This is a genomic window from Pseudocitrobacter sp. 73, from assembly GCF_008369545.1.
In the GTDB taxonomy this organism is placed as follows: Bacteria; Pseudomonadota; Gammaproteobacteria; order Enterobacterales; family Enterobacteriaceae; genus Pseudocitrobacter; species Pseudocitrobacter vendiensis.
On sequence record NZ_VTZO01000013.1, the window covers coordinates 179056 to 204775 of the forward strand.

The 25720-nt window shown below is 50.7% G+C and carries 30 protein-coding genes; 19 read left to right on the plus strand and 11 right to left on the minus strand.

Features of this window, described 5'->3' with window-relative positions:
* Positions 1–50: 50 nt before the first annotated feature.
* The 6 genes from F0Q32_RS15215 to F0Q32_RS15240 all read right to left on the minus strand — a co-directional run bounded on the left by F0Q32_RS15215 (position 51) and on the right by F0Q32_RS15240 (position 3852).
* Positions 51–596 carry a sigma-70 family RNA polymerase sigma factor gene (locus tag F0Q32_RS15215; protein ID WP_149335531.1) on the minus strand — a complete coding sequence of 182 codons (546 nt, stop codon included), beginning with the start codon at positions 594–596 and terminating at the stop codon, positions 51–53.
* A gap of 8 nt (positions 597–604) precedes the next feature.
* A complete protein-coding gene (arsH, locus tag F0Q32_RS15220; RefSeq protein ID WP_149463742.1) occupies positions 605–1318 on the minus strand; it encodes an arsenical resistance protein ArsH in 714 nt (237 codons plus the stop codon).
* A 1-nt stretch (position 1319) separates the two neighbouring features.
* Positions 1320–1643, minus strand: coding sequence for a helix-turn-helix transcriptional regulator (locus tag F0Q32_RS15225; protein ID WP_144131950.1), 324 nt, complete (start codon positions 1641–1643; stop codon positions 1320–1322).
* 130 nt (positions 1644–1773) lie between these two features.
* Positions 1774–2169 (minus strand): putative zinc ribbon protein, encoded by a 396-nt coding sequence (locus F0Q32_RS26815; protein WP_149463743.1) that lies wholly within the window; start codon positions 2167–2169, stop codon positions 1774–1776.
* A 108-nt stretch (positions 2170–2277) separates the two neighbouring features.
* Positions 2278–3297 (minus strand): inovirus-type Gp2 protein, encoded by a 1020-nt coding sequence (locus F0Q32_RS15235; RefSeq protein ID WP_096080159.1) that lies wholly within the window; start codon positions 3295–3297, stop codon positions 2278–2280.
* A gap of 351 nt (positions 3298–3648) precedes the next feature.
* Positions 3649–3852: an AlpA family transcriptional regulator gene (locus tag F0Q32_RS15240; RefSeq protein WP_096080160.1), complete on the minus strand. Its 204-nt coding sequence runs from the start codon at positions 3850–3852 to the stop codon at positions 3649–3651.
* A gap of 365 nt (positions 3853–4217) precedes the next feature.
* On the opposite strand from F0Q32_RS15240, the gene F0Q32_RS15245 reads away from it, so the two are divergent.
* From F0Q32_RS15245 to cfa, 13 genes are all read left to right on the plus strand, one after another.
* Positions 4218–5420 (plus strand): hypothetical protein, encoded by a 1203-nt coding sequence (locus F0Q32_RS15245; protein ID WP_096080161.1) that lies wholly within the window; start codon positions 4218–4220, stop codon positions 5418–5420.
* Between the two features lie 378 nt (positions 5421–5798).
* Complete coding sequence (locus F0Q32_RS15250; protein WP_149463744.1) at positions 5799–6233, plus strand: hypothetical protein; 435 nt, start codon at positions 5799–5801, stop codon at positions 6231–6233.
* A gap of 19 nt (positions 6234–6252) precedes the next feature.
* Complete coding sequence (locus F0Q32_RS15255; protein ID WP_096080163.1) at positions 6253–7056, plus strand: hypothetical protein; 804 nt, start codon at positions 6253–6255, stop codon at positions 7054–7056.
* 50 nt (positions 7057–7106) lie between these two features.
* On the plus strand, positions 7107–7286 hold the full coding sequence (locus F0Q32_RS15260) for a hypothetical protein (RefSeq protein WP_096080164.1): 180 nt from the start codon (positions 7107–7109) through the stop codon (positions 7284–7286).
* A gap of 35 nt (positions 7287–7321) precedes the next feature.
* Positions 7322–7750 carry a hypothetical protein gene (locus F0Q32_RS15265; RefSeq protein WP_096080165.1) on the plus strand — a complete coding sequence of 143 codons (429 nt, stop codon included), beginning with the start codon at positions 7322–7324 and terminating at the stop codon, positions 7748–7750.
* Positions 7751–7824: 74 nt separating this feature from the next.
* Positions 7825–8646 (plus strand): DUF932 domain-containing protein, encoded by an 822-nt coding sequence (locus tag F0Q32_RS15270; protein WP_096080166.1) that lies wholly within the window; start codon positions 7825–7827, stop codon positions 8644–8646.
* A gap of 70 nt (positions 8647–8716) precedes the next feature.
* Positions 8717–9187, plus strand: a complete 471-nt coding sequence (gene radC / locus F0Q32_RS15275; protein ID WP_096080167.1) for a DNA repair protein RadC — start codon at positions 8717–8719, stop codon at positions 9185–9187.
* Between the two features lie 8 nt (positions 9188–9195).
* Entirely contained in the window at positions 9196–9417 is a 222-nt protein-coding gene (locus F0Q32_RS15280) for a DUF987 domain-containing protein (protein ID WP_096080168.1), read from the plus strand.
* 31 nt (positions 9418–9448) lie between these two features.
* Entirely contained in the window at positions 9449–9814 is a 366-nt protein-coding gene (locus F0Q32_RS15285; protein ID WP_096080169.1) for a type IV toxin-antitoxin system YeeU family antitoxin, read from the plus strand.
* A 33-nt stretch (positions 9815–9847) separates the two neighbouring features.
* A complete protein-coding gene (locus F0Q32_RS15290; RefSeq protein ID WP_096080170.1) occupies positions 9848–10168 on the plus strand; it encodes a TA system toxin CbtA family protein in 321 nt (106 codons plus the stop codon).
* 516 nt (positions 10169–10684) lie between these two features.
* A complete protein-coding gene (locus tag F0Q32_RS15295; RefSeq protein ID WP_149463745.1) occupies positions 10685–11881 on the plus strand; it encodes a hypothetical protein in 1197 nt (398 codons plus the stop codon).
* A 382-nt stretch (positions 11882–12263) separates the two neighbouring features.
* Positions 12264–13580 (plus strand): OprD family outer membrane porin, encoded by a 1317-nt coding sequence (locus F0Q32_RS15300; protein WP_149463746.1) that lies wholly within the window; start codon positions 12264–12266, stop codon positions 13578–13580.
* A gap of 650 nt (positions 13581–14230) precedes the next feature.
* Positions 14231–15373 carry a cyclopropane fatty acyl phospholipid synthase gene (cfa, locus tag F0Q32_RS15305; RefSeq protein WP_149463747.1) on the plus strand — a complete coding sequence of 381 codons (1143 nt, stop codon included), beginning with the start codon at positions 14231–14233 and terminating at the stop codon, positions 15371–15373.
* A gap of 210 nt (positions 15374–15583) precedes the next feature.
* On the opposite strand, the gene F0Q32_RS15310 is transcribed toward cfa, so the two are convergent.
* Complete coding sequence (locus F0Q32_RS15310; protein ID WP_149463748.1) at positions 15584–16684, minus strand: alkene reductase; 1101 nt, start codon at positions 16682–16684, stop codon at positions 15584–15586.
* A 68-nt stretch (positions 16685–16752) separates the two neighbouring features.
* Positions 16753–16965 carry a DUF1471 domain-containing protein gene (locus F0Q32_RS15315; RefSeq protein WP_149463749.1) on the minus strand — a complete coding sequence of 71 codons (213 nt, stop codon included), beginning with the start codon at positions 16963–16965 and terminating at the stop codon, positions 16753–16755.
* Between the two features lie 278 nt (positions 16966–17243).
* On the opposite strand from F0Q32_RS15315, the gene F0Q32_RS15320 reads away from it, so the two are divergent.
* The gene (locus tag F0Q32_RS15320) at positions 17244–17516 is read left to right on the plus strand and encodes a hypothetical protein (RefSeq protein ID WP_149463750.1); all 273 of its coding nucleotides are present in this window, start codon (positions 17244–17246) and stop codon (positions 17514–17516) included.
* Between the two features lie 49 nt (positions 17517–17565).
* Here the strand turns inward: F0Q32_RS15320 and F0Q32_RS15325 are convergent, their stop codons facing one another.
* The gene (locus F0Q32_RS15325; RefSeq protein WP_149463751.1) at positions 17566–18222 is read right to left on the minus strand and encodes a TetR/AcrR family transcriptional regulator; all 657 of its coding nucleotides are present in this window, start codon (positions 18220–18222) and stop codon (positions 17566–17568) included.
* A gap of 79 nt (positions 18223–18301) precedes the next feature.
* On the opposite strand from F0Q32_RS15325, the gene F0Q32_RS15330 reads away from it, so the two are divergent.
* From F0Q32_RS15330 to F0Q32_RS15350, 5 genes are all read left to right on the plus strand, one after another.
* Positions 18302–19816, plus strand: coding sequence for an MDR family MFS transporter (locus F0Q32_RS15330; RefSeq protein ID WP_149463752.1), 1515 nt, complete (start codon positions 18302–18304; stop codon positions 19814–19816).
* Positions 19817–20024: 208 nt separating this feature from the next.
* Entirely contained in the window at positions 20025–20927 is a 903-nt protein-coding gene (gene murQ / locus F0Q32_RS15335) for an N-acetylmuramic acid 6-phosphate etherase (RefSeq protein WP_149463753.1), read from the plus strand.
* A gap of 22 nt (positions 20928–20949) precedes the next feature.
* The gene (murP, locus tag F0Q32_RS15340) at positions 20950–22383 is read left to right on the plus strand and encodes a PTS N-acetylmuramic acid transporter subunit IIBC (RefSeq protein ID WP_149463754.1); all 1434 of its coding nucleotides are present in this window, start codon (positions 20950–20952) and stop codon (positions 22381–22383) included.
* Between the two features lie 87 nt (positions 22384–22470).
* On the plus strand, positions 22471–23382 hold the full coding sequence (locus F0Q32_RS15345) for a carboxylate/amino acid/amine transporter (RefSeq protein ID WP_149463755.1): 912 nt from the start codon (positions 22471–22473) through the stop codon (positions 23380–23382).
* 64 nt (positions 23383–23446) lie between these two features.
* Positions 23447–23746 carry a YicS family protein gene (locus tag F0Q32_RS15350; RefSeq protein WP_149463756.1) on the plus strand — a complete coding sequence of 100 codons (300 nt, stop codon included), beginning with the start codon at positions 23447–23449 and terminating at the stop codon, positions 23744–23746.
* A 50-nt stretch (positions 23747–23796) separates the two neighbouring features.
* Here the strand turns inward: F0Q32_RS15350 and nepI are convergent, their stop codons facing one another.
* Positions 23797–24981 (minus strand): purine ribonucleoside efflux pump NepI, encoded by a 1185-nt coding sequence (gene nepI / locus F0Q32_RS15355; protein ID WP_149463757.1) that lies wholly within the window; start codon positions 24979–24981, stop codon positions 23797–23799.
* Positions 24982–25219: 238 nt separating this feature from the next.
* Positions 25220–25672, minus strand: a complete 453-nt coding sequence (locus tag F0Q32_RS15360) for a DUF1198 family protein (protein ID WP_149463758.1) — start codon at positions 25670–25672, stop codon at positions 25220–25222.
* Positions 25673–25720: the final 48 nt, after the last annotated feature.

Sequence of the window (25720 nt, forward strand, 5' to 3'; positions counted from 1 at the left end):
ATTTGGCTTTACACTGAGGTAAACGAAGGTGGTGGGGAAAAGATGCGCGATTAATTCATTTTTTTGTGGCAGCAGACGGAAGACGTGTCATCCGCCTCAATCTGACAAAGTTCTGTCATCGTCTCTTTCAGGTGTTTTCTGGCCCGAAGTAGTCGGGATTTAAACGCCGTAAGCGTGATTCCCAGTTCATCGGCCAGGGACTGCTGGGGACGCCGGTTAAGGTCGGATTCTTCAATCAACCACCGCTCATCTTCAGGTAATACCTGCAATGTTTCAGGCAGGCAAATATCCAGCGTTGAGATTGCATCAGGGGATGCATCAGTTAATGGGGCATCATCTTCCAGCTCAACGAATTCCCTGGTGGTGCGGTACTCATCAATCAGCAGATTCCTCGCCGCCCGATACAGCCAGGCTCGCGGATTCTCCATTTCGCAGAAACTGTCTGAATGAGCGCGGGCACGCAGGAATAGCTCTTGCAGAAGGTCTGCTGCTTTTTCGCTATCACCTGTCTTCGATGTCAGAAAGCGAGATAGTTCGGCTTCATGTAGCCGCCAGAACACGCTCATGCAGTTGTTGAATGCTGTTACATCACTCATACCAGCCCTCAAATTTTGCTCTGATTAACCCGCCGGGAAAGTTCTTCTGCAGACTCTTTTCGTTCGCTGTAGCGATCAACGAGATAGGCTGAGTTACCTCGGGTCAGCAGAGTAAATTTCACCAGTTCTTCCATTACATCCACGATGCGGTCGTAATAAGACGACGGTTTCATACGTCCATCTTCATCAAACTCCTGCCAGGCTTTTGCCACAGAGGACTGATTCGGGATGGTGATCATCCGCATCCATCGGCCAAGAATGCGCATCTGGTTTACGGCATTGAAAGACTGAGAGCCACCGCAGACCTGCATAACGGCCAATGTCTTACCCTGTGAAGGGCGAACTGCACCCTCTGATAACGGTATCCAATCAATCTGGGCCTTCATGATGCCGCACATCGCACCATGGCGTTCAGGGGAACACCACACCATCCCTTCGGACCAACGAACCAGCTCGCGCAATTCCATGACTTTAGGATGCGAGTCAGGCGCATCATCAGGAAGAGGCAAGCCAGAAGGATTGAAGATCCGCACTTCTGCGCCCATGGCGGTCAGTAACCTTGCCGCTTCTTCCGTTGCCAGTCGGCTGTAGGAACGTTCGCGCACAGAGCCGTACAACATGAGGATACGTGGTGGATGGGGAACGGCAGGAATACCGAATCTTGCCTCTGTGATTGAGGTGTCGAACAAACCCGAATCAACATTCTTAAGATCACCTGTCATTTTACTTCTCCGTCTTCTGGGGCATGGTGAGGCAATCGTCAGTTCCTGAGCAGCATTCTTCTGTCAGGAAGGCAATCAGAGCCTCAAGGTTCTCATATCGAGCATGGCAATAGAGCGTTCTACCCTGGCGCTCCTGGCGTACCAGAGATACTGATATCAGCGATGAGAGATGATGGCTCAACGTAGACGCAGGGATTTCGAGCCGCTTCTGCAGTTCGCCAACCGGTAACCCCTCATGCCCGGCTTTAACCAGCTCTCTGTAAACGCTAAGGCGCGTGGGATGACCCAGCTCTTTCAGGGTATCTGCTGCTTTTGAAAGCTCCATTTGCATCTCATTTCTATATTTCCGGAATTGTAGAAATATATCTAATTTCCTTTCCTGGTAAAAGAGGGACAATGGTCGATGTCGGCACGCTCAGATTTAATCTACGAACTCTACCGACCGAAACTGTCTCTTAAACGTCTAACACATAAATCAAGTCGCTACATTTCGGACAAACCTTGTCCCCATGCCAGTGAGTATCGCACCAGCAGCATCGCCATTGCCGTATCGTCGTGTTAGTAGGTCGAAGGCGCATTTCTGAAGGCGGGATAGTTTTTGGCGAGGTTTGTTCTGGTACTGTTTGGAGCTTGTTAAATCGACATGTTTTAAGCCGAGCAATATTGTTGATATGCCTTGGTATGTGCACAAACGTTCTTGTAGATGTCAGAGGATCAAACTGAACACCGATCTGCAGTTTGCAGTAAATACAAAGCAATGAATCAAAATCAACCTGTTGAACAGATTCTGATGTAACCCATTCACCATCTACGGTGACGGCGTGAGTGGCTAAGACGAAGTAATTCATCATGAACTCCGTAACAAATGAAAAAAGCCAGCATGGTTAGCTGGCTTTGTAGATAGAGGGGGGGAAGGAAGCATTACCGACTGTTACAACAGCTTAGGTTTACCGGCCTATTTATGCTCTCTTCCTTTTTTTCAATGAACGTACTTCTCCGCGACCAAAGGTTCTGGCATTACCCGGAAGAACCAGACGTGCGCAGGCATCGATTTTGGTGATGTAACTTAGCGCCTTAAGTAACCCCTTGTCCTTACTACTGTCACCGCGTTTCAGTTTGCCGAGGCAGCAGTCCTCATAACGCTCTTTGTAAGCGTTGCAGTTGTAGAACATGCCTTTACCTTTAGTAATAGTTTCATTCCAGTATCTCCCGAAAGCATGAGCAATCACGCCATCCTGTTGTGCCTTATTACCATTTAAGATAAATAGCATGTGGTAATGAAATTTACGTTGTGGGCCATATTCCAGTTTCCATACCGTCCCGAGGACATGGCGAAACATTGGATTCTTTTGCATATTGCGAAACAGCTGCTGACGGTGCTTACGGGCATCATCAGCAGTGATATCAGCTTTGTGCTCATTTGCCCATGATAAATCAACCCGCAAGACCAGCAGCCGCGAATGACGCTCCTGCAGATGTCTGATGTAATTCATCACTCCCTTCAGATTTTTAACCGAAGCCCTCTGGTACTTTCTGCATGCTTTTTTAAATCCTGCCTGGCTCACAGTAAACCGGTAATCCAGTATCAGCTTATTCAGCATTTCTGCTGTGGTAACAGTGTCTGCCCCTGCTATTTTCCCGTTATGGACACGCGAATATAAATCGGCGCTAGTAAATAAACGCTGGAAGGTAGCTATACGTGGATTAGCTATTCGTACTTTCATTGCATCTTGTGGCAACATATTGAGATAACGGATGGCATCAAGAATGGTGGCTGACTCAGCACTCTCTTTGTATCCTGAACGGTTATACAGAATAGTGAAAGGTAACTTACGTCCTCTACTGATAGTTTTAAGACAACTGTCCAGTTGTTCTAATCTGAATCTGAATACATTGTCATCAGATATGATTAGGTGTGGAGTGTTATTTTCAATGTGATATTCAGTATGAGATAAAAGGAATGATTCAGGTAAGTCCATGATGTGTTTCTCTGAAGCCAGTCAGGAATGACTGACTGGCAATGTATTTGTGTGGTTATTGGATGAGTGTCTTTGTCTGATATTCAGTATGAATAGTGACATCAGAGGTAGAGTATGTGTGATAACAGAGTGTAAGTGTATGACGCTATAATGAGTGTGATAAAACGTGTTTATATGAAGTGATATTGACTTGTGATTGAGTGCATTAAAGAATAATTGATAATGCATTGAATACAATAATAAATAAACCGACTTTATAAACCACATTAAACTCACACGGCATAAGGCGTGAGAGTATATAAACATGGTGTAAAGTTAGTAACCCTCACCATCACCATCTTTAGCAGTCTTTTATGTTCTCGGCTCATTAACACGAGCTTCCAACCACTCTTTTACTTCACGCTCTATCCAGCGGGAACTGCGGCCAAATTTTACAGGTTTTGGAAACTTTCCTTGCTGTGCCATTTTATAAAACCACTTATCAGACAGACTGGTCAGCTCGGTAATGAAAACCATATCAACGAATCGGTCTTTATAAAGATCAATCTCTTTCATGACTTCTCCAAAAGAATTTATCATGAGGACGCCGGGCGGCATCCTTTCAAATGGATAGGTCATGTATGTATGGTTTTACATTTCTAAGGAGAGTCTCCATCGTGGTTGAAGAGTCATTACTGAAGGCATGCTGGGACAGGTTATGGCCTTTCACTATGGCGATAAGGAAACTCTCCTTACATACCTGTCTAAAAAAAGCTACTTTCTGTGTAATTTGTCAGTAATACTGGACTTTCTATCAAAAAAAACACTACAAAAAAACTATGAAAAATCCACTTGTTGACTACGTAATACACTACATCTATTATCAGTATAAAAATAATGGATATGCTGTAAATTGAGTCCGCCATTCGAAGAGGTAAAAGATGAGTTTAAGCAAAGGTAAGAATGAGGATTACCGGCTAAAAATAAAAACAAAAAGAGAACTATCCGTTTTTTATTGGTTTGTAATGGAAAATAAACCTATGGTCGATCATTACCGTTCCTCACCTCTAAAAAACATGAAAAGAATAAATTCAATTTATCGAATGAATATACGGGATGCCCCTTTACTATTATCTGAAATTGTCAGCGATTATTATTCAGGTGTCCTTGATGCCATACTTTATTATGAAAGAAAAATAGAGTTGTTTCTTGACTCACTTCTTCCGGAGTCAGAGTTTGAATGGTTCAGGAAAAATGAGCATGCCTGCTATTTTGTGTGGTTAAGCATTAAAAAATATTATCCTCTACTATCTTCTGAAATGATAAATATCCAAAAGGAGGTTGCACCACAAAAATTTAGTCATGTCCATTCCCTGACTGATCTATCCGTTTCTGATAATTTCAACCCAAATACTCAGTATGCGATTGCGTTAGAATCATTTCTTTCAGAAATAAAATCGCTGCATACACATCCCACATCCCATAAAGAACGTTATAACTCCATTCTGTATTTTATGGATTTAGTCCCAGCATACTTCATTGATAAATTATCATTTATAAAAAACATAAGATCCCAATGGGATAATAAATTTAAAGCAAAACGTAAGTTAAGCATTCCCATGGACAATACAGAGTTATGCCAGTGGGCCTGGGAATATATGAAAAACAAACCGTCCAGGAGAATGCGTATTTACGACCAAAGCACAGACACCCCGGAGAAGAGTGTTGCATTATCTGGTGAATATAATATCCACTCAGTATGCACTGCTGACAACAAAGATGATATCTGCAATCAGAATATGTCAGAAAGTACTTCACAGGAAGATTACGATAAATCAACCGGCAATGACGCCGCTAGTGATAAGAATTCAGGGCATGAAAGTGGCACAAAAAAGGTTAGTTACAGAACCATAGACCTTTCCCCGGAAGATGGCGGTCTACTTTCCAGTTTTAACAAAATTGGCTGGCATGATGCATTTGAGATCATTCAGCCATCGACACCAAAAGAAACATATTTAGCTATCCATGCAGTCTGGATTTTCTATGTTGGAGGAACTTACATCGAACCAGAACTGTATCAGCAGTTTAAGCGTGCCAGGGATACATACCTTACCCGTAAAAGAAAAAATAAAAAGAATCAGTAACAAACTACAGCTAATAAATTAACTAGTGGGGAATTGGCGATCTTATTACTCAGGATAAATTACCCCATAAAAGTGCCTTGAAAGTACTCCACATATTTTCACACCTATATTACCCCCATGAAGCCGCGCCGGTATGTATTACTGGTGTGGCTTCTGTACATTGATCTGTTGTACCGATCGATACTTAAATCATGATAGCCAATGACTATTGATAATTGTGTATCGATCGTTTTAATGATAGATTCAAACGATCAATTTTCTGAAACTGATCTGTATTAACGATTATCTGCTAGCTCATTTTATCAATACGATCAGCCTGCTCCCCTTAACACGGAAGCGGGCTTTTTTGTATCTAAATCATCAGGAAAGGAAACCAAAATGCTCAGAAACTATTATGCAACTCTGGCTGGATTACTGCTGCTTAGCCACAGTGCCAGCGCCGTACAGGCTGACCAGCAATGGGGTGACTGGTACGGGAACATCAGTGCCATGGAGTTTGAACTCAATACTCAAAATGCTTCAGGCGAAGTGCTCACACTGACCTGCACAAGCGGAAAGCTGGCTGCTGCTTACAGCGTACCTGCGGAGGATTACCGCGTCTCGTCACAAACAGGGCTTTCTGATCCTGGAGTCAGTATCAATGGTACAAACCATCCTCTGGATGAAACGACCTTTACTGCGCTAAAAGCGACAAGTGAAAAAGACGTAATAAAAATGACCTCAATGAATGTCGCTATCTCTAAAAAATTCAGCGCCAAAGGGCTGAATGAAGCACTGGCTGATACCACATGGCAGGACTGTATTAATCACTAATAAACTGAAAGGAAACCTTATGCGTAAACTCGTTGTTTTATCTCTCAGCTCTGCAGCACTGTTTATTCCATTGGTCTCGTCTGCAATGACAATTCACGGCGACATACATCCCGGACGCTATACCTTCTTTCTGACTCAGGAAGGCAGTAATCAACTGAAACAGGCAAATGACCGGATAGCGAAGAACCCGCAGGCTTATACGCTTGATGTGAATCACACCGGCATTCAACCCTTTGACGCTGTTCGCTGGGACGGGAAGCCTGTAAAAGCTGTCACCTGCGTCCTGGTAGACGGCGTGATGATGGGACAAAAAGCCACGTGGTCACAATGTAAAGACGAGAGTGGTGCTGAGTATTTCGGCAATAAAGGCTGGCTGGTACGTGATTATGTGGCAAAAGCCTGTGAAGTCGGAAAATCAGATTGTCCTGTTTATCTTGTGCTTCAGACAGATCCGCCAACCATGCGCAGCGATATGGCGAATTTCGTACCTGCTCCTAAAAACTTTAATGCTTCGACAAGCCTGACGGATGAAATTAAATCTGAAGGTTGCCAGATGGCGGATAACTCATTTGAACATGCCAAAAGTAGTCTGCGTTGTCGTGCCATTAATACCGTGCGTTTCATCCGCAAACAAAATACCGAAGCGGCATATGAAGCTGACTTAACCACCACAACGGGTGAAGCTCTCACTATGACAGTAGGGTACACCTACGGTAATGCCTCCAGTAAAGAGCCGGGCTGGCGCACAATTTCGGTCGACCAGGGAGACATCATTACTGATATCCGTAAGCAAGGCCAGTGGATTCCCAATGGTTATAAATAACATTATCAGTGAGATAAATTTTTAACCGTTATTCAGCTAACGGAGGTTCAGTGGGAAAAACATTACATCAGGAAACGCTACCAACCGTGGACTGTACCTGGCAACTTGTTTTGAGTGTTGCCGGTGTGACATTGATGCGCAGCAATTCTGTTGCGGTTAAAGCACTGGGTGCCAGCCTCACCACAATGAGTCTGATACGCATCATCAAAAAACTCGCCACACTTGCCTGATCTCCCTTGCTGCAAGCTCAGAGGAAAAAAGCAATATGTCTGAAAATACCCAAGGAAAACTCAAGGGACTGAAAGAGAAATTAAATCTGCGGGGAAATATCTCCCCCACTGATAACAAGGATGAGCAGGTAGAAGAAAATGTCAGTGAGCAAATTACAGAAGGGCCAGAATCCCGTACTACCCGATATAAGCGATTGCTCGACAATATCGTTATCAGCGGTTTGCTGACCATTGCCGAGGATAAACTCAGTGACGATGTGTTTATCGAGTCGATGTTCAGTAAGGCTTATGAGCTTCTGCCTGTGCCGGTCAGACTGGTTGTTAGAAGGGAATGGTGTCTGGATTATCTCCAGTCACGGAAAGCCCCGTTACTGGCGCAGCTCCAGCTCTACCGGGCCGAAAGGCACGGCTCAGCAGAAATGGTGCCGCCTGCCCTGGAGCCCACGTTACCACCAGCGACCTAATCAGACTAATCAATAACAGACAGGGCCATCCTTCGGGGTGGCCTTTTTTATGTCCATTTTCTACAGGAGTTTCTATGACCCGTTTAGCCAGCCGCTTCGGCTCAGTCAATCTTGTTCGCCGCGACCGCCCGCTAACCCGTGACGAACTGGCGCACTATGTGCCGAGTGTCTTCAGCGAAGACAAACATGAATCCCGAAGTGACAGGTACACCTATATCCCAACTATTTCCCTGCTCGATAACCTACAACGTGAAGGCTTCCAGCCATTCTTTGCCTGCCAGACCCGAGTTCGAGACCAGAGCAAACGAGAGCATACGAAGCACATGCTGCGCCTGCGTCGTGAAGGTCAGATTACTGGCAAACAGGTTCCAGAAATTATTCTACTAAACAGCCACGACGGCTCTAGCTCATATCAGATGTTACCGGGGTTATTCAGATCGGTTTGCCAGAATGGGCTGATTTGCGGTGAGAGTTTTGGTGAAGTTCGTGTGCCACATAAAGGCAACGTAGTAGAGAAAGTAATCGAAGGAGCATACGAAGTACTGGGGATATTTGACCGCGTAGAAGAGAAGCGCGATGCCATGCAGTCGCTTTTGTTGCCGCCTCCCGCTCAGCAGGCAATGGCTAAAGCGGCATTAACCTATCGCTTTGGTGAAGAGCATCAGCCGGTGACAGAATCGCAGATACTTTCCCCACGCCGCTGGCAGGACGAAAGCAATGATCTCTGGACCACTTACCAGCGTATTCAGGAAAACCTGATTAAAGGCGGTCTGTCGGGGCGAACGACCAAAGGTCAACGCTCCCATACACGTGCCGTTAAAGGCATCGACGGGGATGTGAAGCTGAACCGCGCACTTTGGGTGATGGCCGAGAATATGCTGCAGCTTGCTTCATGAACCTTTTTACCATCCATCTCTTCATGCCCTGCCACTAAGCAAGCGGGGCATTTTGTTTTAAGGAGCAATTATGTCGGCACTCAATTTATCCCCAATATTCCTGCCAAATGAGCAGCGCGTTATTCGTCGGGCGTTACGACTGCTGGAAAAATATCAGCGTCAACCGAGTGAGTCTTTTACCTCCACCAGCTTCACCAAGACCTGGCTTCAGCTACAGATGGCTCATCAGGAGCGGGAAGTATTTATCGTGATGTATCTCGATAACCAGCACTGCCTTTTGGGGCGAGAAACGCTGTTTACCGGCACGCTCAGCCATACCGAAGTACATCCACGCGAAGTTGTGAAGTCGGCCCTGAAGCACAACGCCGCTGCAGTAATTCTGGCGCATAACCATCCGTCCGGTACGACAGAAATCAGTCAGCAGGATAAACACATCACCCAGCGAATAATGAAAGCGTTAGCACTGGTAGAAGTGCGAGTGCTGGATCATTTGGTTGTTGGGAACGAAGTGGTGTCTTTTGCTGAATGTGGTTGGTTGTGAGGTGCAGAATGAAAATCATCAGTAAGCGCCAGGCGATGCATATTTATCGTCAGCATCCCGAATCCCGGTTATCTGCCTTCTGTACAGGTCATTACCAGTGGCATGGCAGTGTCTGCCATTACTACGGACGTGAAGTTCAGGACATCGGCGGTGTACTCGCTGTTTTTGTTGAGCGTCGTCAGGACCGGGCAGGCCCATATGCCATCCTTCGCAGCGTGACGATGAATTAATCACTTCTCTCAGTCATTAAGGAATATGTTAATGCAATCGACCACCTTATCCGGCTCATCAACGGAGAACGCATCCTGCCTTCAGTGGGGATTAAAACGTAATATCAAGCCGTGCTTCGGCGCTCGCCTGGTACAGGAAGGCAACCGTCTCTACTTTCTGACTGATCGGGCTGGGTTTGATGGCTCATTCAGTGACGATGAAGCTTTGCGTCTGGACCAGGCATTTCCACTGATGATGAAACAGCTTGAGCGGATGCTCACGACTGGCGAGCTTGATCCTCGCAGCCAGCACTGCGTCACAAGGCATCACAACGGACTTACTTGTGAAGCTGACACTCTCGGCTCTCATGGCTACGTTTACATTGCCATATATCCCCAGTCAGCTCTAACCAGATAACACCTTCCTCTTCTTTTATCAGGGACTCAACACATGCATATTTCAACTGTACCGGCAACGGTGACGGTTTCGTCACGCCTGTCTCCTGTCCAAGTTTGGCAAAAACTATTAACGTATATTTTAGAGCATCATTACGGCCTCACGATCAACGATACACCGTTCAGTAACGATACGACGATTCAGGAACATATAGAGGCGGGAGTGAATCTTACTGATGCTGTTAATTTCCTTGTGGAACGATTCGATCTTGTGCGCATTGACCAGAAGGGTTTCTCCTGGCAGGATCAAGAACACTGGATAACATCTTTGGATGTTCATCGGGCACAGTTCAACCTTGGCTTGAAACGCTCATAAATCAGCCAGCTGATCATTAAGGAAAAACATGTGGGGGCATAATCGGGGGCATGTCAGTAAAGCGCATATGAAAATAATCAATAAATTCAACATGATTAACCACCAAATGCGACTCCTGTGATCTCCGCCAATTTGCTCCCTTCTCACGCGTGAAACGGCCTCGATGATATAAACCGTTAAACATAAGCTTCCCTTCCCCCATATATCAAATTACACAATATTATTTTTTGTTCCATATATGAGATTAATTCCTTCTTTACCTCACAAATAGCAATACTCACGCCTGTCTTTAATAACATTGCGCGATAGCTCAAACTTTACACCTTGACGACACGCGAATAGCGTGCGATTTTCCATATATCAAATAATAAACTTAGTTTCATATTTGAGACAAATATAAAAAACCAATAAATTTATTTCTGAGTTTCACTGGCGAAACGCCATCAATTCATTCTCGCTGATTTTTATCCGCGGCGGCGAGCTATTGCTTATTGAATATGAAATGAGAGGTGAGCTATGCGTAAACAATTTTTCGCGCTGCTGCTGTGTACATGCATCGCCGCACCCGTGCTGGCTGAGGGCGGCAAGCCCTTCCCACATATTGGCTGGCGCAGCGTGGACAGCAGCGCCGGGTTAGATATTGGCGGAGCGTTGCGGGCAAATTATCGCTATGAAGACTGGAAAGGCAGTAATTATCGCGATCCGCCGCATCTGCGTTTTGATACATTCCGTATCGACAGCAGCGGTTTTTATAATAACTATTTCTTTGATGCCGGATTCTGGTTCCAGGATCACCATAAATATGCGATTGACCGCGCCTATGTGGGATATCGGTTTGATCAGAATAATAGTGTACAGCTTGGCATTCCCGGCAAGCCTTTTGGCCTGGAGCCGTATCCACAATTTGGCTGGTCATATGGCATTCCCTTTTATTTAGGGTTCGGCGTCAATGCCGGTAGCGGGGTAAATTACCAATATCACGATAATAACTGGTCGCTGGATGTGGCTTATTTCCCGTGGATGGAGCCTGAAAACCTGCGCTATGCGCCCGATGTCGGGGATTATGACCGCTTAAAAAATACCAATTATCCCAGCCAGCATCAGCAGCGTAATGAGAAACGCGATCAGGTGAACGTGCGGCTGGCGCGAAAATTCCACGGCGGGGGCTGGAATAATGAGCTGGGCGGATCGCTGGCGCTGGCGCGATTGCACAATCGCGAGACCGATGATGACGGCACTTTCTGGGCGGCGGGCCTGCACGGAACCGTGCAAAACGGGCCGTGGCAGCTCTCCTCACAGGTGATCCGTTACCAGTACGATCCGAAAAATCCGGCGGGCGTAAGCGATGATACGATTCTGATGGGCGGCAACGGCCTGACGCCCTCGTATTTAATCCCGGCAAAAGCCACCACCGCGTCGCTCAACGTGGCCCGTGACGTGGACGTCAAATGGGGCGCGGTATCAAAACTGCGGTTCTATAATGATTACAGCGTGTTATGGAAAGATAAAAGCGACTGGAGCGATTCCCAGATGAACACCGTCGGAGTGCAGGTCTTCGCACTACCGGTGATGTTCTGGGTCGATTTAAGCTGGGCGAAAAACGTTAACCCGTGGGGCGGCGCGCTTAACGCCACGGGCTGGACCAGCACGCAGTCGGAAGGCAGCGGAAAATGGTATTTCCGCACTAACGTCAATATCGGCTACTATTTTTGATGACCGATTTCCCGCGCGTTTACGCGCGGGAAGCGCCTGAAAACTATCCAATCGGTGCGGTTTAAGCCAAACAACAAAATAAGCACTATCTTCCATTCATCCAATCAATATGCAGTTCAAATATCTGCCCATTGATAATTAGCATTATAAATAATTCAATTTGAATCACTTATTCAGCATCAATGCCTGGTAAAAGAAAGCAAACGTTTGCGTTTAGATCTGGATCACTCCCCTTCCGATGAAGATAATCGCAGCCCTGTGCGAAACCGCCCATACGTTTAGTGCGTCTATCAGGGGTCTCTCCCCCCGCGAGAGTGGCGACATAGCGGGGGCGACAATCGCACACTTTTTCTTTTTTTATCTCTGTTTACAAGGTATTAGCATGAAGATGTGTCGGGCAGCAGGTGCAGTTAAACCATCACGATTAACCGGTGGTCTCACCGCCCTGGTCACGCTTGCAGCTCTGGCGCTTCCCGCCAGCGCAGAAGCGGCTCTCTCCTTTAAGTCCGACAGCGAGTGTTTCGACGCCAACGGCAACGTCAGCAACCTGAGCGATGTATTTAGCTGCGGTAAAGTCAGCGGCAGCGTTCGCTCACTTTACTACACCACTCACAACGCCTATTTCGCCAAAGGTTTTAACCAGGACACCATCAGCTACGGCGGTTTCCTTAAGTATGAAACGGCGCCGATGTACGGCTTCAACGTGGGTGTGAGTGGCCTGTTCCTGCGCGGCATTAACCATCCACCGGAAGAGCGCGTAATCAGCGACATCGGCGAAAACCAGACCAATATTGGTGAAGCGTATCTCAACTGGCGCTATGGCGATTTCCGCATCACCGGCGGGAACCAGCGTTTGGATCTGCCGTTTGTCGGCGACTATGACTGGCGTATTACTCCGATTCTTTATCAGGCACTGGATATGCAGTACGGCAGCGGCGACGATTTCCTGCGCGCGACCAAAATATGGCGCTATAAGGGCTGGGGCAGCGATCAGGTGAAACGCACCACCGCCTATACCGAAGTCACCGAAGAGACCGATGGCATGTGGGCCATTGGCGCGGGTCGCCACATGATGTGGGATGACAAAAAGCTGACCGGCCAGATGTGGTACGAAAGTTACGCCGATTTCTCCAACATCTTCTACACCGAAGGTCACCTCCAGTGGCAGCAGGCGCTGTTCACGCCGGATGTAGCACTGCAATACATTCGCGGCACCAGTGAAGGAAAAGCGCTGGCGGGCGAAGTGGATAACCGCTCTTACGGCGCGCAACTGTCGCTGAACTTCACGCCAGCGCTCTCCTGGGCGGCGGGTTATGACCATATCGCCTCCAGCGGCAACAGCTACGGCTATGGTTCACTGGTAACGCCGTATGCGCATAACAGTTCATCGGGCCCGTATTTCGCGCAGCCGTACTTCACCAGTACCCAGGATCTGGGCAGCGGTGACGCATATGCCACTAACGTGAACTGGAACGCTAACGAGAACCTGACGCTGGGTGCACGCTATTCGTGGATGGACCTGACGCCGACGGTGAATACCGGTAGCCTGCGCCAGTCCGAGTATCTGGTTTACTTTATCTGGAACTTCCAGGGTGCGCTGAAAGGCCTGAGCCTGAGCGATTTTGTCGGCGTGCAGACTTCACCGCTGTATGAGAAAGACTTCTGGCAGAACCGTTTGACGTTGCAGTACGACTTCTGAGGTTACGCCGGATGCGCTTCGCTTATCCGGCCTACCGACTTTTCCCCCTCTCCCTGTGGGAGAGGGCCGGGGTGAAGGCATCAGTGCGCACCTCCCCCCCTCACCCTAACCCTCTCCCTCAAGGGAGAGGGGACCGATGGTGCCAAAGGTTAAGTGTCCGCGGTTTTCCCCCCTCTCCCTCAGGGAGAGGGCCGGGGTGAAGGCATCAGTGCGCACCTCCCCCCCCTCACCCTAACCCTCTCCCTGTGGGAGAGGGGACCGATGGTGCCAAAGGTTAAGTGTCCGCGGTTTCCCCCCTCTCCCTGTGGGAGAGGGCCGGGGTGAAGGCATCAGTGCGCACATCCCCCCCTCACCCTAACCCTCTCCCTCAAGGGAGAGGGGACCGATGGTGCCAAAGGTTAAGTGTCCGCGGTTTTCCCCCCTCTCCCTGTGGAAGAGGGGACCGATGGTGCCAAAGGTTAAGTGTCCGCGGTTTTCCCCCTCTCCCTGTGGGAGAGGGCCGGGGTGAGGGCATCAGTGTGCATCTCCCTCCCATTCCATTTCCGCATCCCTCCCATTGATGAGATTCACTTTACGAATATTCATCATAGGTATAACCTGCCCTTAGCACATTTGTATGACAAATAGATTCTCGCTCAGGCGGACAAACGATGAACAAAAAATTAATCATGCCCGATGGCGGCAATCAGTGGTATCGCATCTGCCGTGACTTACTGCAACGCGCAGACATCGAAATTAACGGCAAACGTCCTTTCGACATTCAGGTCAAAAACAAACATTTCTACAAACGCGTTCTTCAGCAGGGCTCTCTTGGCCTGGGCGAGAGCTATATGGATGGCTGGTGGGAGTGCGAGCAGCTCGACGAGTTTATCTCCCGTCTGCTGAAAATCGATATCGAGTCGCAGATTAAGCACAACCTGAAAGATTTAATGCACGTCGTAAGCGCGAGGATAATCAACCTGCAATCGAAAAAACGTGCATGGATTGTGGGTAAAGAGCACTACGACCTCGGCAACGACCTCTTCACGCTGATGCTTGACCCGTACATGCAATACTCCTGTGGCTACTGGCGGGAAGCAAGCAACCTGATTGAAGCGCAGCAAAACAAGCTGGAGCTTATCTGCCGCAAACTCAATCTGCAAAAAGGCATGACGCTACTGGATATCGGTTGTGGTTGGGGTGGGCTGGCTGCGTATGCGGCAGAAAACTACGGTGTGAAAGTCACCGGTGTCACCATCTCCGCCGAACAGCAAAAGCTTGCTCAACAGCGTTGCGCCGGGCTGGATGTGGAAATTCTGTTGCAGGACTATCGGGACCTCGACAGCAAATTTGACCGCATTGTCTCGGTGGGAATGTTTGAACACGTCGGGCCGAAAAACTACAAAACCTACTTTACCGTGGCCAATAAAAATCTGGCGGAAGACGGTATCTTCCTGCTGCACACTATCGGTTCCAATCAAAGCGACCTGAACGTCGACGCGTGGATCGATAAATACATCTTCCCGAACGGCTGCCTGCCGTCGGTTTCGCAGCTCTCTTCTGCCTGCGAACCCTTCTTTGTGATTGAAGATCTACACAATTTTGGCTCTGACTACGATAAAACCCTGATGGCCTGGGAGCAGCGATTCCAGGATTCATGGGGCCAACTGGAAGAGGTCTATTCAGCACGTTTTAAACGGATGTTCACCTACTACCTGAAAGCCTGCGCCGGTGCTTTCAGGGCCAGAAATATTCAGCTCTGGCAGGTGGTTCTGACGCACGGAGTACCGGGAGGGATTAACGTCCCACGGTAATATGGGGCGCCTCTGCCCCTACACGATGTGAGCAAGGAAAAGAAAAATGGAAAACGAAGCAGTATTAAAACAACAAAAACATGAAGCCCATATGTTGGCGTTTTGCTGGACGGTTGCCATTGTCGGCTTTGTCTTTATTCTGAGCCTGGCCGTTAAGTTCTGGTAACGCACTGTGCCGGGCCCGCACGATGCGAGACCCGGCAGCCTGTTTTATTTCGCTGGCGGATAATCAATATATCCCGCTTTTCCGCCGCCAAAGAACTGCTCTTTCACTGGCTGATTGAGCGGTAAATCATGCTGTAAACGATACGGCAAATCCGGGTTGGCGATAAACGGACGACCAAAACCAATCAAATCCGCCCAGCCATTTTGCAACGCCTCTTCCGCACGCGCCCTGGTGTATTTACCGGAGTAAATCAGCGTACCGCGGAATATCAGACGCAGTGCTTCTTTAAAAGCCGCTGGCATCACCGGCGCATCTTCCCAGTCCGCTTCGGCAATATGAATATAGGCAATACCGAGATCGTTCAGCACGCTGGCGGCCGCCAGATAGGTCGCTTCCGGCGTATCGTCGCGGGAACCCATCAGGGTGGTCAATGGTGCCAGGCGAATACCGACGCGTTCTTTGCCAATCGCGTTCGACACGGCAGTAACCACCTCTTTCATAAAGCGCAGGCGATTTTGCAATGCGCCGCCGTATTGGTCATCGCGCAGGTTAGCCTGCGAATCAATAAACTGATTGATGAGATAACCGTTCGCGCCATGCAGTTCGATACCATCAAAACCTGCGGCAATCGCGTTACGCGCAGCCTGCGCATAGTCATTCACGATAGCGGGGATCTCTTCAGCAGTCAGCGCACGCGGCATCGTATGTTGTAGCATCTCGCCCACACCGCTCTCCGGCCCGCAGCCTTTTACATCCACAAACACCTTCACGCCTTCGGCCTGAATAGCTGATGAGGAAACCGGTGCAGCGTGGCCCGGCTGAAGTGTGGTATGCGAAACGCGACCAACGTGCCACAGCTGTGCGAAGATCTTACCGCCCGCCTGATGGACGGCATCGGTCACTTTTTTCCAGCCTGCAATCTGCGATTCGGTGTACATTCCCGGCGTCCAGGCATAACCCTGGCCCTGCTGGCTGATCTGCGTACCTTCGCTAATGATCAGCCCGGCGCTGGCGCGCTGTGCGTAATATTCCGCCATCATATCGGTGGCGACATCGCCCGCTCCGGCACGTGAGCGGGTCATCGGTGGCATAACAATTCGGTTTTTCAGCGCGACGGCATTCAGGGCATAGTTTTCAAATAACATTTTCATCTCCTGGTGAGGGTAATAATCAGGCGGTTCTCATGTTTTTGGAAAACCGTCTTGCCGCGCGCTTATTTGTAGAGTTCAGCGCTCATGGTGACGCGGTTGCCCATGTGGGCGCTGGTGATTTTGTACTGAGAGGCATTCATCGCTTTCGCTTTCTGCGCAATCGCCGCTTCTGCAGAATCGAGGGTAGAGGCGGTTGCCGTTACGCTTTGCGCTGATGCACCAAAGGCCATAACGGAGAGAAGAGAAGCAGCTGCAATCTGAGTGAGGGTTTTCATAATGGGTATCCTGTATTCGGCATAACGTTGCGTTCGGCAACTCGATGGCGACAAGAATACGGCGGTGAGCAGGCGGGATAAACGGTCATTCCGGCAATAGACTATTGCGATTTTGTTCATAAACCTCTGGGATTATCTTTCATCGACGCAAAGGTTGGTTTTGTATGCATTTTATTCACATTGCCAGGTTATGTAATTAAATAAAATAACCAGCAATATTGTAACTTTAAATAATAGGCATATTATTCGCGCTCTTTTAAATAACGCGTAATACACAAATGAATAAGCTCTCTGGCTTCATGCTAATTGCAGTTCTCTGCCTTTTTTCGACTTTAATTACCCCGGCACACGCCAGTGGCAGCATACATTTTTCCGGTGCGATTTATGGCGAGTCCGCATCCTCGACCAGCAAATGCATCGACGATGCGATTTACCGCATGCAGGCCCAGCGCTGCGCCGCAGAGGGCGAAGTTCCTGTCGTCTCCACGGTCAGAGACATCGCACTTCATGGTTCTCGCCCGGTGCGGGAAGTGGTGATTTATAGCTATTAATTAGTTCTCTAAAAAGCACCACCATTAATAAGATTTAAAGAATAATAGTTTAATTATTTATTCCCTGACGCATTAATGCTAACGCATTGCTAATGATTATTTCTGTTGTCAGCGAGGCAAGCCTTTCATCGTTTCGCATTCGGGAAAAGGGTACTAATACCAGGCTGAGTAAAGAGGTAAATAGTAATTCCGCCGTCAAATGCGGGTTTATTTTCCCTTCCTGCTGCCAGCGTTTGACCGATGCCAGCGTCTGTTGATAGCGATCCTCGCCAAAACGCGCGTTAAGATGCTGGCGCAGCACCGGCATTTCACCTATTACCTCCTGCATCCACAATGGCGCAAACCACTCGTAGCGCGCAGCCAGTTCCGCCAGCATCTTGACCATCTCGGTCAACGCGGTAACCGGTTCATCGGGATGCGCGGCAAAAATCGCTGTGATCTCACTTCTCAGCGGTAAAAAACGCTCTTCAATCACCACGTCCAGCAGTTGTTCGCGCGAGTTGAAATAGTAGTGCAGCATGGCGGGCGTCACGCCAGCCTCACGGGCAATCGCGTTCAGTGAAGTATGGCCAATACCCTGCTGCGAAAAGAGTCGCAGCGCGATATCGAGCAGATGCTCGCGGTTATCGCCGCTCGGCTTGCTACCGCGCGGGCGACCCGGTTTACGTGCTTTTAGGTTTTTTCCGTTGTCTTTTTGTGCCGTCATAAAGGAGCGTTCTCTTGACCAGTGAAGCATCTTCCATAAATATTAATTATACAGTTAATTAATTTCAAATGAGCACACTATGGAGTCCGATACCGTGACGCAAAAAACGTCATCATCACATGCGGGCGCACCTTCTATCCGCCTGCTGTTCAGCGCATTGCTGCTGGTGATGCTGCTCTCCGCACTCGATCAGACCATCGTCTCGACCGCACTTCCCACCATTGTTGGGGAGCTTGGCGGGTTGGATAAACTCTCCTGGGTGGTCACGGCATATATTCTGACCTCCACCATTGTTGTGCCATTGTACGGTAAATTCGGCGATCTGTTTGGCCGTAAGCGGGTTCTGCAGATTGCTATCGTGCTGTTTTTGGTCGGTTCCGCACTGTGTGGTTTAGCGCAGAATATGACACAACTGGTACTCATGCGCGCCCTTCAGGGGCTTGGCGGCGGCGGGCTGATGGTGATCAGCATGGCTGCTATCGCAGATGTCATTCCTCCTGCTGAACGTGGCCGCTATCAGGGGTTGTTTGGCGGTGTGTTCGGCCTGGCAACGGTGATTGGCCCATTGATTGGCGGTTTTATCGTCCAGCATGCGTCGTGGCGCTGGATTTTCTACATCAACATCCCGCTGGGGCTGTTCGCCCTTTTGGTGATCGGCACGGTCTTCCACAGCAACACTAAACGCAACCAGCATGAGATTGACTGGCTGGGCGCGATTTATCTGACCATGGCGCTGGTCTGTATCATTCTGTTCACCACCGAAGGCGGCACCGTTCGCCCATGGAACGACCCACAGCTATGGTGCATTCTCGCCTTTGGCCTGGTGGGCATTGCCGGGTTTATCTATGAAGAACGGCTGGCCTGGGAGCCCATCATTCCCCTTTCGCTTTTCCGCAACCGCAGTTTCCTGCTGTGCAGCATGATTGGTTTTATCATCGGGATGTCGCTATTTGGTTCGGTAACGTTCCTGCCACTCTATTTGCAGGTCGTCAAAGAGGCGACACCGACGCAAGCGGGCTTGCAGTTAATTCCGCTAATGGGCGGGCTGCTGCTGACCTCGATCATCAGCGGGCGCATTATCAGCCGCACCGGGAAATATCGCCTGTTCCCGATTCTCGGCACGCTGCTGGGCACGGTGGGCATGGTGTTGCTGACGCGCATCACAATCACTTCGCCAACCTGGCATCTTTATCTCTTTACCGGCGTGCTGGGAATGGGATTAGGGCTGGTGATGCAGGTTCTGGTGCTGGCGGTGCAAAACACCGTCGTGCCGAATCTGTACGGTGTAGCAACTTCCGGTGTAACGCTGTTCCGTTCAATTGGCGGTTCCATTGGCGTGGCGCTGTTTGGTGCAGTGTTTACCTCCGTACTGCAGTCAAACCTGACGCGTCTGCTGCCAGAAGGCGCGGAAGTGCCGCGGGATATGAATCCCGCCACCATCCATCATCTACCCGATGCGGTGCGTACGGATTATCTGGATGCCTTTGGCTCGGCCATCCACGCGGCCTTTATTATGGCAGCGTGCATTATGGTGCTGGCGTTTGTGCTGTCGTGGTTGCTGAAGGAAGCGCCGTTGAAAACGCGGCATGAGTAGTTAATCAGTGTACATACCCCTTTTATTTTCTCTCTGCAAAGCCCGCTAAAATTCACTGCGGTAATAAAATATTCCAAACTTATTACCGCAGTAAGTCACTACCCATCTGCATTCCTTCTTATTCACCTGGCTTTAATCGTGATACCCTTCACACGAAAGGAATAAAAAATTCCTTATACTGACTGCCACTGATGAAGACGAGGCCACTATGAGTATCGACCTGAGCAAACTGCTGACCGAGCGCCGCAACGCCAACAGTACCAATATTGACACCCTCTCCACCGAAGAGATGCTGGCGGTGATCAACCGCGAAGATCAGCTGGTTGCCCACGCAATCACGCCTTATCTGCCGCAGATTGCCCAACTGGTTGACGCCGTCGCGGCAGCATTCCAGAAAGGCGGTCGCCTGATTTACAGTGGCGCAGGTACCTCTGGTCGCCTCGGTATTCTTGATGCCAGCGAGTGCCCACCGACGTTCGGCACTCGCCCGGAACAGGTCGTTGGCCTGATTGCTGGCGGGCATAAAGCAATTCTTAGCGCCGTTGAGAACTCTGAAGATAACGTTGCTCAGGGCGCGGAAGATCTGAAAGCGCTGAATTTCACGGCAAATGATGTGCTGGTCGGTATCGCCGCCAGCGGCCGCACGCCGTACGTCATTGGCGCGATGAACTACGCCAAAAGCGTGGGTGCGCGAGTCGCAACCATTACCTGCAACCCGCACGGCGAAATGGCGCAACTGGCCGATATCGCGATTACCCCGGTTGTGGGCCCGGAAGTGGTGACCGGCTCAACCCGCCTGAAGGCTGGCACCGCGCAGAAACTGGTGCTGAACATGATTACCACCGGCGCGATGATTCGCAGCGGCAAGGTTTACAGCAACCTGATGGTCGATGTGGAAGCCACTAACGCCAAGCTGATTGAGCGCCAGGTGTCCATCGTGATGGAAGCAACCGAGTGTGACCGCGAAACCGCCATTAATGCGCTAAACGCCTGTCATCGCCACTGTAAAACCGCCATCGTGATGGTGCTGGCAAATCTCAGCGCTGACGAGGCCACCACACTGCTGGCCGATAACAACGGCTACATCCGCAAGGCGTTACAGCAAGGCTAAACCGTCCTGGAGAACAGATTGAATGGCGAAAATAAATAAAGAGATGATAGCCCGCCTCCTCTCCCTGGTGGGGGGAGCCGGAAACGTCGTTCAGGCCGGGAACTGTATGACCCGGCTGCGCTTAACCTTGCGCAATGAAGAGCAGGCCGATATCGCCAACATCCGCCAGGTCGAAGGCGTGCTGGGTGTGGTAGTCAGCGAAGAGCAGTTCCAGATTATCCTCGGCCCCGGCAAAGCACAGACCGCCGCCGAGATGATGAACACGCTGCTGGAGGATTCGCCAGCCGTTGAACCTTCACTGGCTGACGTCGCCAGCGAAAAGAAAAAAGCGCTGAAAGAGAAACAAACCAGCGGAATTCAGAAGTTTTTGGCGAAGTTCGCCACCATTTTTACCCCGTTAATCCCGGGCTTTATTGCCGTAGGCCTGCTGCTGGGCTTTGCCACGCTGGCAGAACAGATATTTGTGCTAAAAAGCGCTCATCCGAACGCCACGCTGGTGGAAGTGATCGGCTATATGAAGGTCTTCAGCAAGGGGATGTTCACCTTCCTGAGTATTCTCATTGGCTACAACACGCAAAAAGCGTTTGGCGGCTCGGGCGTGAACGGCGCGATTATCGCCTCGCTGTTTGTGCTGGGCTATAACCCGGAAGCGACGGTGGGGTTTTATTCCGGCATCACGCAGTTCTTCGGTCACGATATCGACCCGCGCGGTAACATCATCGGCGTGCTGATCGCGGCGATTCTCGCCGCATGGGTAGAAAGACGGGTACGCAGCATCATGCCCGCCAACCTCGATATGATCCTCACCTCCGCCATTACGCTGCTGATTATGGGTGCGGTCACCTTTGTAGTGATTATGCCGCTCGGCGGTTACCTGTTCACCGGGATGTCCTGGTTGTTCCTGCACCTCAATGGCAACCCGTTCGGCTCTGCGGTGCTGGCCGGGCTGTTCCTGCTGGCGGTCATGTTTGGCGTGCATCAGGGTTTTGTGCCTGTCTATTTTGCGCTGATGGATGCGCAAGGCTTCAACTCCTTGTTCACCATTTTGTCGATGGCGGGCGCGGGCCAGGTCGGTGCGGCGCTGGCGCTTTACTTCCGCGCGAAGCATGGCGCGCTGCTGCGTACGCAGATTAAAGGGGCGATCATTCCCGGTCTGCTGGGCGTCGGCGAACCACTGATCTACGGCGTCACGCTGCCGCGCATGAAACCGTTTATTACCGCCTGTTTTGGCGGTGCGTGCGGCGGCTTCTTTATCGGCCTGGTGGCGTGGATGGGCCTGCCTGTCGGTCTGAACACCGTATTCGGCCCATCGGGTCTGGTGGCGCTCCCGTTAATGACCTCCAACAGCGGTATCTACGCCGGGATGGCGGTTTACGCCGCGGGCCTTGCGGTAGCCTACTTCTGCGGCTTCCTGCTCACCTGGTTGTTCGGCAGTAAAAACGTCGATCTCAGCTAATCCCCCCGCCCCCGGCCTGTGCTGGGGGCTTCTGTCCCTGCATGCTATGATTCCTGTCTGATAAAAATCAAAAGAGATCACAACAACATGGGTTCTACCAGAAGAGGGATGATGAACGTCCTTATCGCCGCCGTGCTATGGGGAAGTTCAGGGGTATGCGCGCAGTACATCATGGAACAAAGCCAGATGTCCTCGCAGTTTTTGACCATGACGCGCCTGCTGTTCGCGGGGCTGATTCTGCTGACACTCTCTTTCGTGCACGGCGACCGCATCTTCCGCATTATGAAAAACCGCAAAGACGCGCTCAGCCTGCTGTTCTTCACTCTGGTGGGCGCCCTGACGGTACAACTGTCGTTTCTGATGACCATTGAGAAATCCAACGCCGCCACCGCGACAGTGCTGCAATTTCTGGCCCCGACGATCATTGTGGCGTGGTTCTCGCTGGTGCGTAAATCTCGCCCCGGCTCGTTTGTTTTCGCCGCCATTGGTACATCGTTAATCGGTACGTTTTTGCTGGTTACTCACGGTAACCCGACATCACTGTCTATCTCCGGCGGGGCGTTGTTCTGGGGGATTGTCTCGGCCTTTACGGCGGCGTTCTACACCACGTATCCGTCACAGTTGATTGCTCGCTATGGCACCCTGCCGATTGTTGGCTGGAGCATGCTCATCGGTGGCGCGGTGCTGCTGCCGTTCTACGCAGGCCAGGGCGAGAGCTTCACGCTTTCCGGCAACGTGGTGCTGGCGTTCTTTTATCTGGTGGTGATTGGCACCTCGCTGACCTTTAGCCTCTATCTGAAAGGTGCGCAGATGATTGGCGGCCCACGCGCCAGCATTTTGAGCTGCGCCGAACCGCTGAGCAGCGCGTTCCTGTCACTGCTGCTGCTCGGTATCACCTTCACCCTGCCGGACTGGCTGGGCACGCTGCTGATCCTCTCCTCGGTTATCCTGATTTCGCTGGATTCCCGCCGTCGCAGTACGCCGGTAGAGCGTCACTAAATTGTCCAGAATCGCCAGCTGCACATATAGTTAAGGGGAATGAATTCCCGATAAGGATATGAGCATGAAAATGATTCCGGTGCTGTTTTCTCTGGCGGCCTGTCTGGCTGCCTCCGGCGCGGCGTATGCCGAGTCGCCGATGGAAGGACTTAAGTTTGAGCAGCAAAAGCGGCAGGTGATTGAGGACGTGAAGAAAAACTGCGCCCCGGCGGGCGCGGTGTCGGACGATCAATTTGCGAATCTGGTGCTGGCGACGGAAGAGAATCGTCTGCGCGTGCGGGAAGCGACTCTGGCGCTGGAACGCAATGATGCAGAACGCTATGGCGCCGCAGTGAAACAGGTACAGTGTCCGAAAGCGGAGTGATTTCCCGTAAATGATGGCCGGATACGCGCAGCGTCATCCGGCAATATTCATTAACTCACTTTCACCTTTGTCGCCACCAGCGTGGCCGTCAGCAGCATCAGGCAGGCGGAAATCGCCAGCGGTGACAGCACGCCGAAATGGTCCAGCGCGACGCCGCCCAGCGCCGCACCGCAGGTGTTGGCGAACTGGATCACCGCCACCTGAATAGATCCCGCTTTCTCTGCCTGATCGGAGAGCGAGCGGGTGATCCACGTCGACCAGCCAACCGGCACCATCGCAAACGCAAAGCCCCAGATAATCGCCACCGCAGACGCGACAACGGGCGAGTTCCCCCAGAAAATCAGCGCCAATGCGCTCAGCGTCAGAACAAAGGGCGCGCAGGCCAGCGTGCCTTTTACCGAGCGTTTCAGAATAGCGGATGAAAGCGAGGTACCAACAAAGCTGGCAATCCCAAAGCTCAACAGCACCAGCGTCAGGCCATCCACGCTAAAGCCTGCCAGCGTGGTATAAACCGGGCGAATATAGGTGAAGAAAGAAAACTGACCAACGAACACCAGGAAGATAGCGCTCATTCCCGCCAGCACGCCGGGACGCTTCATCAAGCTGAACATGTTCTGTTGCTGATGCGCGGCTTCGCCAGGCAGCGACGGTAGCGCTTTAATCACCCACAGAATGCACAGCGCGCCCATGATTGCCGCACCGTTAAACACATTGCGCCAGCCAATGATTCCACCGAGAAAACTGCCAAGCGGCGCAGCGATCACCAGGGCTATCGATACCGCGCCAAAAATCACCGACAGCGCTTTGGGCACCACGCGCATCGGCACCAGCCGAATGGTCAACGACGCCGACATCGCCCAGAACCCACCCAGCGCCAGGCCGAGGCAAGCGCGCCCCAGCAGCAACAGCGCAAAGCTATTGGCGAACGATACCAGCAGGCAGGAGAGCGTGAGTAACACCGCAAACATCACCACCACGTAGCGGCGATCGGTGCGGCCAATTATGTGAGTGATAAACAGGCTGGAGAACATCGCCACAAACGCGGTCATGGTGACTGACTGCCCCGCCAGGCCTTCAGAGATACCCAGATCCTGCGCCATCGGCGTCAGCAGGCTGACGGGCAAAAACTCAACGGTAATCAGGCAGGCGACGCAGAAAGCGACCGCAAAAACGGCTGACCAGTTGGGCCGCGTAACGGTATCTTTAGGTTGTGAAGAAGAGAGCGATTCGGTCATAGGCCACCTGGTGTTTGTTCGCATGCGGGAAAGTTGCGCAGTGTAACATCCTGGGTGTGACCTATTTAACGTTTTGACAACTTTTTGGGGGAAAGAGAGGGGAGCGAGCGCGCTGATGCCCTCACCCCGACCCTCTCCCACAGGGAGAGGGAGAAAACCGCACCCGCTTAACCTCTGGCACTCTCGGTCCCCTCTCCCAGTGGGAGAGGGTTAGGGTGAGGGGGAAGGCCCGCTCGCATCAATGCAACCAACGCACCCCATCTTCATCATGGAACAGGGCGTTATAGCGAAGCTGAAACGAATTAAGCTCCCCGACGTTTGGCTCCAGCTCACGCATAAACCCCAGCGCCAGCCGCACCTGCGCATCGGTAATCGGTGCCGCAAGACGCGATTTTTGCAGCAGGCGGTGCCAGCGATGCATACTTTCTTCGCTGCTGTCGACGATAAACACCTGCCAAATCAGCAGCATCTGCGCGGCATTTTGCAAATGAGCCTCGTTCGGGCGTTCAAGATAGTGAAGGTACTCGTTGCCAGGCTCCCTCCCCAGTTGATCGATCATCGATTCTATGGGCATTGGTGTAATGCCCATGCGTTCACTCAAACGACGAATCGCCCGGCGCGGGCCGGATGTCATCACCCGAAAACCCACCACAAAAACCACCACCAGCGTCGCCAGCATTATCCAGATCATGCGCCCTCTCAATGTCGTTCAACCCCGACATCATAAAGAGAATTTCAG

What these genes read in the sequence shown, in the direction of transcription:
- murP (WP_149463754.1), top strand. Translation starts at nt 20,950, where the DNA reads ATGGCGAAAATAAATAAAGAGATGATAGCCCGCCTCCTCTCCCTGGTG.
- F0Q32_RS15255 (WP_096080163.1), top strand. Translation starts at nt 6,253, where the DNA reads ATGCGTAAACTCGTTGTTTTATCTCTCAGCTCTGCAGCACTGTTTATT.
- cfa (WP_149463747.1), top strand. Translation starts at nt 14,231, where the DNA reads ATGAACAAAAAATTAATCATGCCCGATGGCGGCAATCAGTGGTATCGC.
- F0Q32_RS15285 (WP_096080169.1), top strand. Translation starts at nt 9,449, where the DNA reads ATGCAATCGACCACCTTATCCGGCTCATCAACGGAGAACGCATCCTGC.
- F0Q32_RS15310 (WP_149463748.1), bottom strand. Translation starts at nt 16,684, where the DNA reads ATGTTATTTGAAAACTATGCCCTGAATGCCGTCGCGCTGAAAAACCGA.
- F0Q32_RS15245 (WP_096080161.1), top strand. Translation starts at nt 4,218, where the DNA reads ATGAGTTTAAGCAAAGGTAAGAATGAGGATTACCGGCTAAAAATAAAA.
- F0Q32_RS15345 (WP_149463755.1), top strand. Translation starts at nt 22,471, where the DNA reads ATGGGTTCTACCAGAAGAGGGATGATGAACGTCCTTATCGCCGCCGTG.
- F0Q32_RS15270 (WP_096080166.1), top strand. Translation starts at nt 7,825, where the DNA reads ATGACCCGTTTAGCCAGCCGCTTCGGCTCAGTCAATCTTGTTCGCCGC.
- F0Q32_RS15315 (WP_149463749.1), bottom strand. Translation starts at nt 16,965, where the DNA reads ATGAAAACCCTCACTCAGATTGCAGCTGCTTCTCTTCTCTCCGTTATG.
- arsH (WP_149463742.1), bottom strand. Translation starts at nt 1,318, where the DNA reads ATGACAGGTGATCTTAAGAATGTTGATTCGGGTTTGTTCGACACCTCA.
- F0Q32_RS15265 (WP_096080165.1), top strand. Translation starts at nt 7,322, where the DNA reads ATGTCTGAAAATACCCAAGGAAAACTCAAGGGACTGAAAGAGAAATTA.
- F0Q32_RS15350 (WP_149463756.1), top strand. Translation starts at nt 23,447, where the DNA reads ATGAAAATGATTCCGGTGCTGTTTTCTCTGGCGGCCTGTCTGGCTGCC.
- F0Q32_RS15300 (WP_149463746.1), top strand. Translation starts at nt 12,264, where the DNA reads ATGAAGATGTGTCGGGCAGCAGGTGCAGTTAAACCATCACGATTAACC.
- F0Q32_RS15325 (WP_149463751.1), bottom strand. Translation starts at nt 18,222, where the DNA reads ATGACGGCACAAAAAGACAACGGAAAAAACCTAAAAGCACGTAAACCG.
- murQ (WP_149463753.1), top strand. Translation starts at nt 20,025, where the DNA reads ATGAGTATCGACCTGAGCAAACTGCTGACCGAGCGCCGCAACGCCAAC.
- F0Q32_RS15290 (WP_096080170.1), top strand. Translation starts at nt 9,848, where the DNA reads ATGCATATTTCAACTGTACCGGCAACGGTGACGGTTTCGTCACGCCTG.
- F0Q32_RS15235 (WP_096080159.1), bottom strand. Translation starts at nt 3,297, where the DNA reads ATGGACTTACCTGAATCATTCCTTTTATCTCATACTGAATATCACATT.
- F0Q32_RS15360 (WP_149463758.1), bottom strand. Translation starts at nt 25,672, where the DNA reads ATGATCTGGATAATGCTGGCGACGCTGGTGGTGGTTTTTGTGGTGGGT.
- radC (WP_096080167.1), top strand. Translation starts at nt 8,717, where the DNA reads ATGTCGGCACTCAATTTATCCCCAATATTCCTGCCAAATGAGCAGCGC.
- F0Q32_RS15215 (WP_149335531.1), bottom strand. Translation starts at nt 596, where the DNA reads ATGAGTGATGTAACAGCATTCAACAACTGCATGAGCGTGTTCTGGCGG.
- F0Q32_RS15225 (WP_144131950.1), bottom strand. Translation starts at nt 1,643, where the DNA reads ATGGAGCTTTCAAAAGCAGCAGATACCCTGAAAGAGCTGGGTCATCCC.
- F0Q32_RS15330 (WP_149463752.1), top strand. Translation starts at nt 18,302, where the DNA reads ATGGAGTCCGATACCGTGACGCAAAAAACGTCATCATCACATGCGGGC.
- nepI (WP_149463757.1), bottom strand. Translation starts at nt 24,981, where the DNA reads ATGACCGAATCGCTCTCTTCTTCACAACCTAAAGATACCGTTACGCGG.
- F0Q32_RS15295 (WP_149463745.1), top strand. Translation starts at nt 10,685, where the DNA reads ATGCGTAAACAATTTTTCGCGCTGCTGCTGTGTACATGCATCGCCGCA.
- F0Q32_RS15240 (WP_096080160.1), bottom strand. Translation starts at nt 3,852, where the DNA reads ATGAAAGAGATTGATCTTTATAAAGACCGATTCGTTGATATGGTTTTC.
- F0Q32_RS15250 (WP_149463744.1), top strand. Translation starts at nt 5,799, where the DNA reads ATGCTCAGAAACTATTATGCAACTCTGGCTGGATTACTGCTGCTTAGC.
- F0Q32_RS15280 (WP_096080168.1), top strand. Translation starts at nt 9,196, where the DNA reads ATGAAAATCATCAGTAAGCGCCAGGCGATGCATATTTATCGTCAGCAT.
- F0Q32_RS26815 (WP_149463743.1), bottom strand. Translation starts at nt 2,169, where the DNA reads ATGATGAATTACTTCGTCTTAGCCACTCACGCCGTCACCGTAGATGGT.
- F0Q32_RS15320 (WP_149463750.1), top strand. Translation starts at nt 17,244, where the DNA reads ATGAATAAGCTCTCTGGCTTCATGCTAATTGCAGTTCTCTGCCTTTTT.